Here is a 14,393-nt window from a genome sequence, read left to right as displayed (position 1 = left end):
CCTGTAGAGAAAACGGAGTGGGCGGAAGAAGGCCGGTTCAGGAGAGGAAGAGGGTCAGGCGTCCGGTGCGAGGTGTTTGCGCGCGACCCAGGCATCGGGTACGACGATCCACTCGTCGAACCCTGCCTGGTACGGCACGCTCTGCCCGGCCAGCCGTGGTGCTTTCGCTGGGTCGGACTGGGCGACGAGCAGCCACAGCGGGCTGCCACCTTGCCGCGCTTCCTCCGCGAGTCTTACGAGCAGGTCCAGCGCGTCGTACCGAGCGAGCACCGCAGTGTCGGTGAGGAGCAGCGGTCCCTGCGCCTGCCGCAGTCGCTCTCGCAGCTGCGGCTCGATGCGCCCCCAAGCCTTGTCTGTGCGGATGCGCAGCTGCTGGTGAGCCCGGCTTCCGGGTTCGGCGGCGTCCGCCTTGAGGACGGTCTCCCAGGTCGGTCTGGCCGCCTCGCCGATCACACCGCGCAGTTCCTTCACGAAGAGCCCGGTCAATGACACCGACCGCACACCGTACGGCTCGTCCGCCAGGTGCCCCACCGCGTCCTCAGCACCCCGGTGGGGCACCGTCAGGACCCGGAAGCCGTCCTGTCGCGCCGAGTGGCTGAGCCGCTGTTCGGCCTTGACTGCGGCGGCGACGGCCGCGTCCGCGTCGTACTGGGTGGGGGCGGATCGACGGGCTGTCGAGGCTCCCCAGCTCGCCGAGGTCAGGCCGGCGGTGGCGTCCCCGGCCGGACCGTCCGGGATGAGGCGGAGCACCTTGTCGTAACGCGTGGCCAGCTTCAGCTCGAAGCCGGCCTGCTTCAGGTAACGGACCAGTGCGCTGCCCGTGGGCAATTCGCGTGGCACCAGCGGGTCTGTGCCCAGGTCGGGGAAGCGGGTCGTAACTCGCTTGTGCAGGGCGTCAACCGTGAGACCCGGCAGTCGCTCCTCCTCGACGCCCGGCTGGACGGCCAGCACACCGGCCTGGGTGATCCTCAGCGCGCGAACCAGGTCCAGGTCGCGCGGGTAAATCTCCAGTCGGGGGGTGAGAGCGGCTCGGTTGGAAGCTGCCACCGCGATCTCGGCGGTGCGCCGCTCGTCCCAGCCCAGGTTTCCCGGCGGCCGTCGCACCGCGTCCAGCTCGGTAAGGACGGTGCTGGCAGTCGGCAGGGATTCCAGGTCCGCGAGTCGCTCGGCTCGCGCGCCCAGGTTGAGCGCGTATTCCTGCAGAGCGGGCAGCGTCGGGGTATCCGGGCCGTCCACGCCCTCCCGGACATCGATGGCGAGCAGGCCGAGCACCGGATCGGCGCCCTTGGGCATCCGGGCATGGAAGTAGCGGAAGAGCGGAGGGGACTCGTTGTTGTAGCTCTCTCGCTCGACCACCGCGCGGAGGAGCGACAGTGCGAGCGCGCGCCGGTCGCGACGCTCCACGTGCTGGGTGCCGCGCCGGGCGATCAGCGCGTCGGCGAGCTCGATCACCGGGGCCACCCGTCCGCGCTCGGCAAGAAGCTCCACCACCTCCTCGCGCAGCAGTCCAAGGGCGGCGTCCTCGTACCATCGCTCGCGCGCCTTCTTCACGATCTGCGGGATACGGCCCGCGGTCAGGCCCACCGCGTCAGCAACGTCCCGCTGCCGAACCCATGCCAGGCCCTCGGGCAGCCTGCCGGTCTCGTTGGGCAGCCGCAGTAGCAGCCGGACCGCTTCGCGCTCCTTGGCGTTGGATCGGGCATTGCCGCTGGATGGCTTCGGGACCAGGCGAGCGGCCAGCGCGTCCAGGCTCAGTGCGCCCAGCAGCTGCGGGTCAGTGACATTCCCGCCGCCGGCAGCGACCGACTCGGCTACCGCCTGCTCCAGCTCCGTGATTTCCTGGCCGGCTGCCTTGCGGGCCTCCGCGCTGAGTGGTGCGGGGGCCGCTTTGCCGAGGCGGAGGTTCCACTCCTTCTGCCGGCGCTGGATCTCCTCCCGGGTGCGCGAGCCCATGCCCGGCGCAGTGAGGAACTTCCTCGCCGAGTAATCCAGTACGTCCCCAACGGAGTTCAGCCCCATGGCGAACAGCTGGGACTGCGCGGAAAGCGTCAGACCTGCCACAGACAGAGGCGTCGTACGGTCAGCCCTGGCCGCCTGCTGGTCACGAACCTGCTCGACGGAAGCATCGTCGTCCTCGCGGCCGATCTGCGGCCCGGCTTCCTGCGTGGCCCCTACGCTTTCCGCCGTAACGTGCCCGGAGCTCGGAGCCGTCGTCCGCTGCGCATCCAGGAAGAGTGCCTGCCAGGCACGCTCCATCGGCTTCAGGTCCGAGAACCGGTCCTTCACGTCCCGCGCCAAAGCCTTGCGGAAGAAGGCGACCAGGCCGTCACGGACCGCCGGCTCGAAAGCGTCGGCGGCGAGCTGCGGGTACGGCCACTCCTTCGGATCGGTCTGCCGGGCTGTGACAGCACCGTCACCCCATCGGGGCAGCTCGTTCGACGCCATCTCGTGCAATGTCGCCGCGAGCGCGTACCGCTCGGCATGACCGTCGTACGAGCCGCGCGTGATAACTCCCACGAACGGGTCGAGATAGCCCTCGGTGCCCGCATCGATCTCCTTCGCCGGGTATCCGGCGAGCGAGAAGTCGATCAGCACCAACTGTCGGGTGCCGTTGGGACGGATCCGGATGGCGATGTTGTCCGGCTTCAGGTCCCGATGCCAGATTCCCTCCGCCTCCAAGTGCTCCACCGCGCCGAACAGGTACTTCCCGTACGCCTCCAGCTGATCCATGCCCAGGCGGCCGTTGTCCCGCAGCTGACGGGCGACGGTGTCCTCACGCCGCCTCGGTCCCTTCCCGTCACCACGGTCCTGCTCCTTCAGCTCTCGGCTGTCGCCGACGTATTCGAGAGCGAGCACCCGGCGTCCCGCGAGAGTGATCGGCTCACGCTCGTACAGCGCGATGATGCTGGAATCCCGGTGGATGCGGCCCAAGATCTGGGCCTCCCGGTCGAGGACTGCGTGCTTGGCCTCGCTCAGCGCGACCTTTAGCACAGCCACCGGCAGGGTGCCGCTACGCCGCGGCTCACCCGCGAGATCCCTCACCAGGAACGCCCGAGAGGTCGAGCCGGTGCCGAGCCGGCGAACAACTTCCCAGCGCCCGGCCAGTACATCCCCGGCCACGGCCTCCAGCGGGTCCTTCTCCGGCTCGCCCCGATCCTCGTCCGCTTCCGACCCCGACCCGCCGTCCCCGCCCGTGCCTGCGGCTGTGGCCGAGCCGACGGAGTCCTTTTCGGTGAATGCCTGCTCGACGTACTCCAGCATCTCCAGGAAGTCGTCGACCGTGGACAGGCGGCGGCCCGGTTCGTACGCGGTGGATGCCTCCACCAGGTCGTCGATGTCCGGGTTGAGCCCGTCGACCAAGGCACTCGGGCGCAGGCTCTCACCGGCTTCCAGGCGGGCCATGACCTCGCTCTGGCTTGCGCCTGGCGCCTGCCCGGTGACCAGCAGATACGTGAGGACACCGAGCCCGTACACATCGAGGCGCACCGGGTCGGCCTTCGGGATCCTCAGTTCCGGCGCCAGATACGGATCAGCCTGCTCCGAGACGTGGAACCCGGACACGTTTGTAGGAGCCAGGGTCAGAGGTCGGCCACGGCTGGCGCTCTGGCCTGTAGCGATCTGCCAGTCCGCGATTTGCGGCCAAGGGCCCAGCCAGCGCTGCTCCTCGCTGAGCTCCCGCCCGCGCGGGCCGCGATCACGCGGAATGATGTGCACCGCGTGCGCCGACAGCGTGCGGTGATGGACACGGCGTGAGTGCGCGGAGCGCACCGTCTCCGCAAGTTGTCGTACGAGCGCGAGGCGGCCCCGCAGGTCCAGATGCTTCCCGTGCTGCACCAAAAAGTCGTCAAGGCGCAGAGTCTCCGGGTGGTAATCGAACAGGATCGTCGGGCCGGCCGGATGCCCCGACGGCAGATAACTCTTCAGCTGTACCGCACCTGGGTGCCGGAACCGGCTGAGCACGAGTGCCTCGCGAGCAGCGGCCTGCTCTACGGAACGCCGCTCGGCGTCTGAAGCACCGCGCTCGCTGAGGAAGACCCGCACTCGTGCCAGATCGTGCAGCTGGGAGTGACGGCCCAGGTAGTCGGCCCAGGTAGGGCCGGAGTCGAACGCCTTCGCATCCAGGAGATAGGAGCCCACCTCATGCTGGCGGCGGATCGGTGCGATGCCGAGCTTCTTCAGGGCCACGTCGACGCGGCGAGACGTCTCGGCCGTTATCCGGCGCCGGGCGTCTGCCGGCGGCTCGGCCAACATGTCGACGAGCTGCTTGACCGTGAAAACGCCGTTCAGATCGGCGGCCGGAAGGTTCACCCGGAGCTTGTCATCGGTGAAGCAGACCGCCTCGCCCACCCAGATCTTCGGCCGGCCTCCGGGCTGGCCGGAGATGTCGTTGATCAGGCCGGACAGCTCCTTGGCCTTCCGGTTCGCCAGGTGCAGGGGGTTGCCGTGTCGCCGCTGGGTTCCGCCGGGCGTGGTCTGCACCCAGTCGTTACCGCCGCCGTGTACCGATCCGTGCCAGTCCTTCAGCTCGAGGAGGAACACCCCGGCCGGTGCTGTCACCAGAAGATCGATCTCCCGGACATGGCCGCTGTTCGCAGTGAACGTGAAATTCGACCAGGCTCGCCACGGCTCTTCGTCCGGCAGACGCCTGCGGATCGCTTCCAGGCCGCGGCGCTCGTGCTCGTGCTCGGACTCGGTGACCGTCGTCCACCGACCTTCCAGCATGCGACTCCCCGCCTGTGTCCATTTGCACGTATTTGCGCGTACCGCGATCCTGCCGCCGTTCGCAAGAACGGCGGGCTGCCCCCGCTGAATGAATCTTAGAGGGCAGGACTGACAGCAAGAGGCAAAGTGGGCGTCCTGGAGGTCTTTGCCCTTCTAGCGTGATCACCAGGTTCCTGCTGGTCAGGTGCAGATTCGGCCACACCATGGACGAGGTGGTCGCGCTGGCGGCCTCAGATGTCGCCTGTCGACCGACGGGGCGGCCTGGCCCCCACCCGGCTGCCCGCCGCTCTGCGAGCAGAGAGCAGCGTCCCTTCGGAGAGCTGGACCGGAAGGATGCCTACGACGTAGCGTCGTTTGCGAGGTCTCGCCGTATCCCCCGTCGGCGAGACCTCGCCTCATCCGCACAGGTACTGGCAGAGGCCGACACCGGCAGCCGACCAGGTGGTTGATCCTGCCCTCGATCGCACGCCCGTGCCCCACGCTTACTCCCGCTGAAGCCGGGTCGCAACCCGCAGCCCGCGACCGGCCTCAGGACGGTGCCCCCGCGGAAAATGGCTGACCTGGATGTACGCGATGGACGGTGCCGGAGCGGCATGCGCGGCGAAATGTAGCCGAGATCCCCCGGTTAGCCTAACCGGGGAATCTCCGGAAGATGGATATCTCCACCGCCGCCATCTGCCCGCCCATCGAGAGGGACACTCACGACTACGCCCCCGAATGACGCCTTACGACTGCAGATTCGCTCGCACGTGACCTTGAACTATCACGCCGCGGTGTAGCTGGCGCGAAAGAGGTCTTGAGCACGCTCAAGGTCCCTTTCTGTGCGCAGCCGTACCTCCAGATCGCCCGTGCCATGGTGCCCCAAGCCGGTCACGTTCCTGGTGAAGTCCGGGACAAGGTCGATATCGGCCGGGTCAAGCGACAGGTACACGTGGACCTTGGTCCGCTGGGGCGGGCAGATGCTCGCGAAATTCTGCAGCCGCCGGTAGGCGCTGTAGTGCTTGCGCTGCACCTTGGTGATGCCGTCGCCAAGGCCGAGGAGCGCTTCATCCGCCGCTGCCGCCAGCTCCACAAGACGCTCCGGTCCCATGCCGGCCAGTCCCTTGTGCTGCACTCGCCTGCCTTGCGTCGGCCGTCCTGCGACCGTGGCCACGGTCTCAAGGCCAATAAGGTCCCTGCCGAAGAAGCGGTAGCGGACCAGATCGATGCTGCGCCGGTGCTCACGCACGGCGTGGAGGTCGTAGCGTGTGTAGTCCCCGGCCACACAGATCAATCGGGGTCCGCTCCAGAGCACCTGGGCCGCGGCGTTCGCCCCGAGCTTGTCACGGACCAGGTGCTCGAACTCGCTGCGGTGATCGACGAGCCAGCTCAGGTAGAAGAGCCCCTGGTTGATCACGCCCGGATCCGTGCCGCGCTTGTACTCGACCACGACGGGTGCCCCGTTCGCGTCGAGCCCCAGCGAATCGATTCGGCCGGCGTGAACAGGCCCCGTACTGTATTCGGATGCCAGAAACCGGACGCCCAACAACGCCTCCATGTCTGTCTCGACAAGGCGCTGCACGTCCATTTCGGCAGCGGCGAGCCGGGGCGCGAGCTCGCTCACGCCCCTGTCCATGGTCTTGAACAACCGCAGTTCCCACACCTCCCCATTCCGTGGTCGGCTCCAACGCATAAGGCTGCAGGCATATTTCCAGGCCGACGTGCAGCTACGGAGCGTGTTCGACCGCCGATACAGGCAAGCGAGGCGAGAGCGATGGCGCCCTGGGGCGCGCACAGCAGAAAGCCGCCCTTCCGACCGGGTTGTCACACCGGCCGGAAGGGCGGCTTTCTGTTGCTGACGGGTAGTCAGCGTATGAGCCGGGCGTGCGTCAGGCGTGCGTCAAACGTGCGTCACGTGCGTCGAATATGCGTCAAGATATCGCCCGTAACGCACGTAACGCACATAATGCACACTTGGCAAAGCCGCAGGTCAGCGGCCCTTTTCGGCAGGCTCAAGGATCGCGACACACTCGACATGGTGGGTCATCGCAATAAGGTCTAGCCAAAACAGGTTAAAAGAAACCGCAGGTCAGAGGTGCGCGAAACGCAAAACGGACGCAAGATCAATGTGCATTACGTGCATGATGGGCGCCACGTGCAGCCTCCTGGCGTACGAAGAGGCGGCAGGCCGGGCCCCTCAGCGCCGAGTATCCGTCTGCCCGGCACCGAGAGATGCCGCACCCCCGTCCCGGCTGGCGAACGATCCCGGCGTCCCGCTCGTCGACGCACCAGGGACGCAGACCGACTGCAAGACGGACACAGCGATCCGCCGGAGCCAGGCTCTGACTTCACTTGCGTGCAGCCGGCCGAGTCGATCCTGGACCGGTCCAGGTGGGTGGACCTTCACCGGGCGCCCGTCTTTCTGCCTCGTACAAGGCGACTTCACGCGAAAGGGTTTTGTGTACCCATCAGGGCTCAAGGGAAGTATTCCCTGCCGTGATAACGGCGAAGGAGTTCAGCTTCAGGGGGGTGGGTCATGGGGTGGTTCCGTAAGTGGCTGGAGACCTCGGGCGAGAGCCAGAAGAGGGAACGTGCTTGTGAAGGGTTCCATCTGACGCAGATCGAGGTGGACGAGTACATGGCCCTGGCCCAGGAGCAGGGGGATTCCATGCCCCGGTTCGGCACCTGCAGCTGCGGCTACTACCCGACCATGCCCAACGCGTAGACAGCAGAGAGGTGCGTCTGCCGCACTTCGGCCTGATGCTCCGGACACCGGGGAGGGCGGGCACCCGATGAGGGACTGATACCTCAGGCCTGGTGCTGTCGGTGGCGGTGGCGGTGGGTGCGGATCTCAGTGATCGCAAGGATGAGCGCGGCGAGGTTGAGGGGGAAGGCTATCGCGGCGGCGATCTGCGGTATGCCGGCGCCTCGCAGAAGGCTGGCCGCGAGGGCTGTCAGGAACAGGGCCAGGGGCAGGGTCGGCCTCCGTGCCGGTGCGATGCCGCGTCGCACCCCCGACCGTCGAGGCGACCTTGGAGGCCGCACGGAACTTGAGCCGGGACCAGAGGCCTACCCGCCCCCACTCGCAGTGTCGGCAGATCACCCGCGTCGGGGCTCCGGTAGTGCTGGTGCCACTCGGCCATCAGGCCCTGGGACCAGACCGCGAACTTGCGGCTGTCGCGGGTACAGCCCCTGCGCGTGCCCCACCACATCTCGTCGCGGGCGGCGTAGGCGGCGTTCACCAGCTTCACCAGCGCCCCGCATACCGTCCTGGTCGACGAACGGTGCCGCGGCCCCACGCAGCGTGACCGCCCCGCCCTCACGCGGATCACGGCCGCGACCCGCCGAGCACCGGACCGGGCCGACGAGCGCGCCCCAAAAGGCCTACGGCTGCCGCAGTGGTCACACCGTTCCCCAACGGCAAATCCAGCCGTCACGCGTGCCTGCTATTGAGCCGAAACTCATCGGTTGCCTGGTCGTTGGTCGGGTGTGATCGAGGGTGGGGATATGCGCCGGCTGTCGCCGGCCGCGCAGGAGGACCTGCGTCTGCGGGTGGTTGCGGCGCTGGAGTCGGGGCGGGTGGCGACGTACGGCCGTGCCGCGGAGTTGTTCGGCGTCTCGGAAAGGTCGGTGGGCACCTGGTGGCGGGCCTTCAAGGCCGCTGGCAGGCCGGCGCTGCTGGCGGCCGAGCGTGAATCGCAGGCGGGGAAGGGCGAGTTACTCGACGATGCCGCACGGGGTGCGGTGTTGCGGGCGATGCGGGACTACACCCCGGCCGACCTGGGGCAGAGCGGGGTGATGTGGACCCGTGCCTCGACGCAGGCCTTAATCCGGCTGGTGTGCGGGGTGTCGATGACGGAACAGGGGGTGGGTAAATGGCTGCGCCGGCACGGCTTCACGCCGCAGCGTCCCGCCCGCCGCTCCTACAGGCAGCAGGACGAACAGGTGCGGGCCTGGCTGGAGGAGGAGTACCCGGCGATCGCCGCGCGGGCCAGGCGGGAGAAGGCCGAGCTGGTCTGGGCCGATCAGTGCGGCCTGCGCTCCGACACGGCGCCGCCCGGACGCTCCTGGGCCCCGGCCGGGCACACCCCGATCGTGCGGGTCAACGGCCGACGCTTCAAGGTCAACATCATGTCTGCGGTCGCTTCGCGGGGCGCGCTGTGGTTCACCGTCTTCCCGGAGAAGTTCACCGCGGACGTGTTCTGCGCGTTCCTCGACCGTCTCGCCCGACAGGCCCGCCGGAAGGTGCACGTCATCGTGGACCGGCACCCGGTCCACCGCAGCAAGGCCGTGAAGCGGTGGCTCGCCGAGAACGCAGAGCGGATCGAGCTGCACCTGATGCCCGGCTACAGCCCGGAACTCAACCCCGACGAGCTGCTGAACGCCGACCTGAAACACCATGTCCACGCGGCCCGCGCCACCTCGACTGACGACCTCGCCCGCGAAACCCGGCGCTTCCTCCACCGCCGACAGCGGCAACCCCACATCGTGACCGGCTACTTCCACGGCCGACACGTCCGCTACACGATCCAGTAGGAAACCCATCAGTTTCGGCTCAATACGTGCATAGCGAGCGATATGTGCAGTGCGCTGACGCTGCTTTCTCGCTTCCTTCTGGACATTCTGGGCCCGATATCGCCCGCGGAGTCGGCCAGACGCGCACGGCACCACGGCGCCGGAGGCGTCGTCGATGGGCGAAGTTGGCTCGGGGCTGGATTCACGCCTCTTCCGCAGAGCCGATGGCCGCCCGATAGACCAGACCATGCGTGCCCAGCGCAGAGGCGGCTTGCACCTCGGCTGGCTGCCGGGACGCCGCGTCCGCAGGTATGCGTACCGCAGAGCTGCGGTTTCGGGCATGCTGGGGAGCATGAGCAGCAGGTACGCACAGCTCCGGCCGTATGCGCTGCCGGACTCGCTCGGGCAGCTGAGGGGTCCGGGGAGCGGCATCGTGGTCCTGCCCAGGCATCTGGACTGGGGCCCGCACTACGAATTCGACCTGGCCGACGACGCTGACGTGCGGCTGATGTACGAGCGGGTGATCCGCGAGGCGCAGGCGCCGGAGGACCTGCACGCCCACCTCAACGCGGACATGCTGCGGGCCCACTGGCGCACCCTGTTCCTGCCCCGTCCGGCGAGGGCCACCTGGGAGGCCCGTTTCCCCGAGCTCGCCAGTACGCCGGCGGCGGCCGCGTAGTGGAAGACCTGCACCATCGGCTCATCCGCATCGGTCTGGAAGCGCTCGCGAAGGACTTCGGCTACCGGCTCGCCGGCGGGTACGCCGTCCAGGCCCACCGTCTCGTCAGCCGGGTCAGCGATGATGTCGACCTTTTCACTCCGATCGGACGCGCCGAGGGCGAGCTTCCTCAGGCGATTGCCCGGCTCGTCGAGGCGTACGAGGCGGCCGGGTACAAGGTCCAGGTCACGCAGCAGGCCCAGGTGTACGCGCGCCTGCACGTCACCGATCCGGGGACCGGCGCGCAGTCCAAGGTCGAGCTCGTCGGTGATCTCCTGCACCATCCGCCCGTCGACTCGGACCTCGGTCCCGTCCTCCATCTGGACGACTTGGCGGCCGCGAAGACCGGCGCCTTGTTCGGCCGGGCCGAAGTGCGCGACGCCATCGATGTCGACGCCCTCCTGCGAGCCGGGTACAACCGCGCCCGCCTGCTCGAACTCGCCGCTCGGAACGAGGCCGAACCGAACCTGTCGGAGTACGTCTCCGCCCTCGCCCGGGTGGAACACCACACCGACAAACAGTTCGCAGCCTATGGAATCGACGCACAAGCGGCTGCCGCGATCCGCGGCCGGTTCGCCGACTGGCGCCGAGAGTTGTCCCAGGCTCTCCACGAGGAGTCCGCCAAGGCTGCCAGCACGAACGGCCCGCCTGCTGCCCCGCTCCCGCCCTCACCGCCCAGTCGCGGTGCGGGGCCCAAGCTGCCGGGTGGCCGCTGAGAAAGGCCGTACCGTCGGCCTCGTGGTCTCGTACGGCAGGGGTTCAAGGAGGCCCGACCGGTCCGCCGAGTCACCGCCGATCGGAACCTGGTCGCCCGGTGTCCCCCACCGATACCACCATCGGGCACCCCCTGCCCGCCTCGTCGCGCATCGGCCGTCGGCTCCACACACCCGCGACCGGGGGCTCCTACTCAGCCGAGGACGGCGGTTGCCTCGATCTCGGCCAGATGGTCGGGGACGTCCAGTACCGCGACGCCCAGCAGCGAGGCGGGAGGTGTCGCGGTGACTCCCAGCTTCGCGGCTGCCCGGCCGAGCCCCTCCATGAGCAGGGGTATCTTGTCCGGGGTCCAGTCGACGACGTAGACGGTCAGTTTCGCCACGTCGTCGAAAGAGCCGCCCACTCCGGCCAGGGCAGTGCCGACGTGGAGGTAGCACTGCTCCACCTGAGCGGCGACGTCGCCTTCGCCGACCGTGGCGCCGTCGACGTCCCAGGCGACCCGCCCGGCGATGAAGACCAGCTTCGATCCGGTCGCTATCGACACCTGTCGTGCGCTGCGCGGAGCCGGCCGGGCATCTGGGTGCTGCCTGGGGTGTCGGCGGTTCAGGGGGCGGCGACGATGACGGCGTAGCTGCCGGCGCCGAGGAGGCGCTCGCCATCGACGTCCTGGTCGCCGAGGATGAGGCGCTGGATGTGGCCGGTGGCTGCGTGGAACTCGATGTCCTGCACCGTGCCGAGGTCCTGTCCGGTCTCGGTCAGGACGCGTTTGCCGAGCGGGTCGTGGCGCTTGCCCGCCGGGGTCTTGGTGTCGTCCTCGCTCTGGAAGTCGTCGGCGGAGCGGACGGTGATGGCGTCGGGTCCAAACGTCTGGACGTGGTTCCAGGTGACGAGTGTGCCGGAGGCTTTGGTCTTCACGCGGAGGGCGGCGATGCGGGCCGGTGAGGCGGCGATGGCGAGCCCCGTGACGGTGGCGAGTGTCTCGGCGGTGGACAAGCCGATAATGCCGCGGCCCTTGGCCTGGCTGAACAGCGGCATTGTCACGTCTCCCCTTCTAGGCGGGTGCGCAGCCCGCGGGCTGCTTCAGGGAACCCGGCCAGGTCTCCGGCGGTGAATTCGCCGGTGGCGTCGGGGACGAGGACCATCTCGCCGGAAACGGCGACGGGCTTGATCACGGGCAGCAGGACCCGCTGGTGGCCGCGTCCGGCGGCCTCGATCTCGTAGCCGGCCACGGTCGGTGTGCGGCCTGTCTCGATGATGACGTCGACGATCTTGCCGAGGTCGGTACCGCCGTCGGTCATGGCCCGGGCACCGAGGACGTTGCCGCCGCCGTCGGCGGTGAGGTCCTTGGTCGTCTGGTCGTCGTCTGCGAGCGCGTTCTCGTCCCGGATCATGACCGCGTCCGGGCCGAGCGCGTGGACCTTGTTCCACGGCAGATCCCGCTTGAGCGGGCCGGAGAGCAGTCCGCGCCCACTGAGGGTGAAACAGCGCACGCTGCCGCGGGCGGTGTCGAAGACGATGTCCTTGACCTGGGCGATGTCCTCGCCGCCGAGGGTCACCACCGGCAGCTTGGCGATGTCACTCGCCCGCATGTACCCGCTCATGACCCCGTCCTGTCTCCGCCGCCCCTGCGCGGGCGCCTGCCCGCGATGACCCCGCCGCCGCGCCGCCGCGCCTGGATTCCCAGCACCGAGACAGCGCACACCGCGACGGCCGCCAGGACGATGACGAGCCAGATCCACCACTCCATCTGCGCCGACCTCCCGCACCCGCGCCCCTGGGTCCAGTATCCGCCGTCACTGACAGCCGTGCACCTGGCCGGACACCCACCGGGTACCGCGGGAGACGTGTGCGGGCCGAAGGGCGACCATGGGGTATGGACGTGCCGCGCCCGCCGCAACGGCATCAGGGCTACCTGCCGATCGCCGACCACGGCCTGATCGGTGACGGAAAGAGCTGTGCGCTGATCGGACGGGACGGCGCCGTGGCCTTCATGTGCGTGCCCCGCTTCGATTCCGCACCGCTGTTCGCCGCCCTGCTGGACCGCGACAGCGGCGGCACCCTCCTGCTCGCTCCGGTGGAGACGCGGTGCAGCCGCCAGTGGTACGAGCCGGGCACCGGGGTGCTCGTGACCGAGATGACCGGGCCGGAGGGCACCGTCGAGGTCACCGACGCGTTCCTGCTCAAGCCGGGCGCCCGACTGGAGGACGACGTGCCGGCCGGGACCGGACGGCTGCTGCGCCGAGCCCGGGTGACCCGCGGCCGGGTGACGCTGCATGTGAACGTCGCCCCTCGCCCTCCCGCGACCGTGCGGTGGGGGCCGCACGGATGGGAGCTTCTCTGCCCGGACCAGAAGGTCACCGTCCGTATCGGGGCGTCGCACCCCCTCCCCGCCGTGGACACCACGGTGAGGCTGCGGGAGGGCGAGACGTTCACGCTCTGCCTGGACTGGAGCGGCGGCCCGGCCCGGGCCCATGAGGGAGCCGACCAGGGCATCGATGCGACCGTGCGGGTGTGGCGGCGGTGGGCCGGCCAGGTACCGTCCGATCTGCCCCGGCCACGGCTGGTCCTGCGTTCCGCGATCACGCTCAAGCTCCTCGACCACATCGAGAACGGCGCCATCCTCGCCGCTCCCACCTCCTCGCTGCCCGAGCACATCGGCGGAACCCGCAATTGGGACTACCGCTACGCCTGGATCCGGGATGCGGCGTACGCGGTGTTCGCGCTGCGGCGTGTCGGGCTGCCGAGTGAGGCGGAGGGATTCCTGCGCTGGGTACTGGACGCCGTCGGCCGGGGCCCGCGGCCCCTGGTGCTGTACGACCTCGACGGTCTGCCCCCGCCCGGCGAGGTGATCGACACCACTCTGGAGGGCTATCGTCGGTCAGCCCCGGTGCGGTGGGGCAACGCGGCGGCCGACCAGGTCCAGCACGACCTGTACGGGGAGATCCTGGACTGCGCCTTCCAGTGGGCGGCCACCGGAGGGCGACTACCCGACAGACTGTGGCATCAGCTCACCGGCCTGGTCCAGGCAGCCCGCACGGCCTGGCGGCGTCCGGACCACGGCATCTGGGAGGTCCGCACGCCCGGCCGCCCGTTCACCTACTCGGCGGCGATGTGCCAGGTCGCCCTCGACCGCGCGGCCCGGCTGGCACGCCGGCTGAACCTGCCCGGCGACGCGTCCGGTTGGGCCGCCGACGCGCACGCGCTCACCGAGCGGATCCTCACCGAGGCCTGGAACGACGAGGTGGGTGCGCTGGCTTCCCAGATGGGCGGCCGGGGAGAACTGGACGCCTCTCTCCTCGCCCTGCCGTTGCGTCGTGTTCTGCCGGCCGACCATCCACGCATGGTCGCGACCGCGCAGATCATAGGTGAGCGCCTCGACGCCGGTGGCGGTCTGCTGTTCCGCTACCTGCCCCAGGCCACCCCCGACGGGATCGACGAGCCGGAGGGAGCGTTCATGCTGTGCAGCTTCTGGATGGCCGACAACCTCGCAGGCCAAGGCCGGACCGATGAAGCCGGCGCGCTGTTCGAGCACCTGTGCTCCTACGCCAGCCCGCTCGGCCTGCTGCCCGAGCAGATCGACGCCTCGGACGGCTCGTTCCTGGGAAACTTCCCCCAGGGGCTCAGCCACGTCGGACTGCTGTCCACCGCTGTGGTCCTCGCCCGTACCCAGCGCGGCATCCAGCCCGAACTGTCCACGGAAGCCTGGTTCCGGCACTGACCGACTCCCCCGACGCCCGCGGCTGCC

The 14,393-nt window shown here is 69.0% G+C and carries 11 protein-coding genes; 5 read left to right on the top strand and 6 right to left on the bottom strand.

Features of this window, described 5'->3' with window-relative positions; all coding sequences use genetic code 11:
* Positions 1 to 54: 54 nt before the first annotated feature.
* Both pglW and ACGFZF_RS14035 read right to left on the bottom strand, forming a co-directional pair.
* Positions 55 to 4,722, bottom strand: coding sequence for a BREX system serine/threonine kinase PglW (pglW, locus tag ACGFZF_RS14040; RefSeq protein WP_392625637.1), 4,668 nt, complete (start codon positions 4,720 to 4,722; stop codon positions 55 to 57).
* 763 nt (positions 4,723 to 5,485) lie between these two features.
* Positions 5,486 to 6,364 (bottom strand): DUF5655 domain-containing protein, encoded by an 879-nt coding sequence (locus tag ACGFZF_RS14035; RefSeq protein ID WP_392625635.1) that lies wholly within the window; start codon positions 6,362 to 6,364, stop codon positions 5,486 to 5,488.
* 873 nt (positions 6,365 to 7,237) lie between these two features.
* On the opposite strand from ACGFZF_RS14035, the gene ACGFZF_RS14030 reads away from it, so the two are divergent.
* Positions 7,238 to 7,426, top strand: a complete 189-nt coding sequence (locus tag ACGFZF_RS14030) for a hypothetical protein (RefSeq protein WP_392625633.1) — start codon at positions 7,238 to 7,240, stop codon at positions 7,424 to 7,426.
* Between the two features lie 83 nt (positions 7,427 to 7,509).
* Here the strand turns inward: ACGFZF_RS14030 and ACGFZF_RS14025 are convergent, their stop codons facing one another.
* Positions 7,510 to 7,713: a hypothetical protein gene (locus ACGFZF_RS14025; protein ID WP_392625631.1), complete on the bottom strand. Its 204-nt coding sequence runs from the start codon at positions 7,711 to 7,713 to the stop codon at positions 7,510 to 7,512.
* 495 nt (positions 7,714 to 8,208) lie between these two features.
* Between ACGFZF_RS14025 and ACGFZF_RS14020 the strand changes: the two genes are divergently transcribed.
* From ACGFZF_RS14020 to ACGFZF_RS14010, 3 genes are all read left to right on the top strand, one after another.
* Positions 8,209 to 9,237: an IS630 family transposase gene (locus ACGFZF_RS14020; protein ID WP_392625629.1), complete on the top strand. Its 1,029-nt coding sequence runs from the start codon at positions 8,209 to 8,211 to the stop codon at positions 9,235 to 9,237.
* A gap of 331 nt (positions 9,238 to 9,568) precedes the next feature.
* Entirely contained in the window at positions 9,569 to 9,895 is a 327-nt protein-coding gene (locus ACGFZF_RS14015) for a hypothetical protein (protein WP_392625627.1), read from the top strand.
* On the top strand, positions 9,895 to 10,650 hold the full coding sequence (locus tag ACGFZF_RS14010) for a nucleotidyl transferase AbiEii/AbiGii toxin family protein (RefSeq protein WP_392625625.1): 756 nt from the start codon (positions 9,895 to 9,897) through the stop codon (positions 10,648 to 10,650). The genes ACGFZF_RS14015 and ACGFZF_RS14010 overlap by 1 nt, the downstream gene beginning before the upstream one ends.
* A 191-nt stretch (positions 10,651 to 10,841) precedes the next feature.
* Here ACGFZF_RS14010 and ACGFZF_RS14005 read toward each other — a convergent pair whose 3' ends face one another.
* The 3 genes from ACGFZF_RS14005 to ACGFZF_RS13995 are packed head-to-tail and all read right to left on the bottom strand — an operon-like array spanning position 10,842 to position 12,249.
* Positions 10,842 to 11,255, bottom strand: a complete 414-nt coding sequence (locus ACGFZF_RS14005; RefSeq protein ID WP_392625854.1) for a RidA family protein — start codon at positions 11,253 to 11,255, stop codon at positions 10,842 to 10,844.
* The gene (locus tag ACGFZF_RS14000) at positions 11,252 to 11,683 is read right to left on the bottom strand and encodes a PRC-barrel domain-containing protein (protein ID WP_392625852.1); all 432 of its coding nucleotides are present in this window, start codon (positions 11,681 to 11,683) and stop codon (positions 11,252 to 11,254) included. The genes ACGFZF_RS14005 and ACGFZF_RS14000 overlap by 4 nt, the downstream gene beginning before the upstream one ends.
* A gap of 2 nt (positions 11,684 to 11,685) precedes the next feature.
* A complete protein-coding gene (locus ACGFZF_RS13995) occupies positions 11,686 to 12,249 on the bottom strand; it encodes a PRC-barrel domain-containing protein (protein ID WP_392625623.1) in 564 nt (187 codons plus the stop codon).
* A gap of 272 nt (positions 12,250 to 12,521) precedes the next feature.
* Between ACGFZF_RS13995 and ACGFZF_RS13990 the strand changes: the two genes are divergently transcribed.
* A complete protein-coding gene (locus tag ACGFZF_RS13990) occupies positions 12,522 to 14,366 on the top strand; it encodes a glycoside hydrolase family 15 protein (RefSeq protein ID WP_392625621.1) in 1,845 nt (614 codons plus the stop codon).
* The last annotated feature ends 27 nt before the right edge of the window (positions 14,367 to 14,393 follow it).

The sequence above is a fragment of the Streptomyces sp. NPDC048338 genome (assembly GCF_043201055.1).
Classification (GTDB): domain Bacteria; phylum Actinomycetota; class Actinomycetes; order Streptomycetales; family Streptomycetaceae; genus Streptomyces.
Note: the sequence above shows the minus strand (reverse complement) of the source record. Positions and strands in the feature narration are given on the sequence as shown.

Excerpts from the sequence above, each read along its gene's own strand:
- pglW (WP_392625637.1), bottom strand. The coding sequence starts at position 4,722 with ATGCTGGAAGGTCGGTGGACGACGGTCACCGAGTCCGAGCACGAGCAC.
- ACGFZF_RS14030 (WP_392625633.1), top strand. The coding sequence starts at position 7,238 with ATGGGGTGGTTCCGTAAGTGGCTGGAGACCTCGGGCGAGAGCCAGAAG.
- ACGFZF_RS14020 (WP_392625629.1), top strand. The coding sequence starts at position 8,209 with ATGCGCCGGCTGTCGCCGGCCGCGCAGGAGGACCTGCGTCTGCGGGTG.
- ACGFZF_RS14015 (WP_392625627.1), top strand. The coding sequence starts at position 9,569 with ATGAGCAGCAGGTACGCACAGCTCCGGCCGTATGCGCTGCCGGACTCG.
- ACGFZF_RS14000 (WP_392625852.1), bottom strand. The coding sequence starts at position 11,683 with ATGCCGCTGTTCAGCCAGGCCAAGGGCCGCGGCATTATCGGCTTGTCC.
- ACGFZF_RS13995 (WP_392625623.1), bottom strand. The coding sequence starts at position 12,249 with ATGAGCGGGTACATGCGGGCGAGTGACATCGCCAAGCTGCCGGTGGTG.
- ACGFZF_RS13990 (WP_392625621.1), top strand. The coding sequence starts at position 12,522 with ATGGACGTGCCGCGCCCGCCGCAACGGCATCAGGGCTACCTGCCGATC.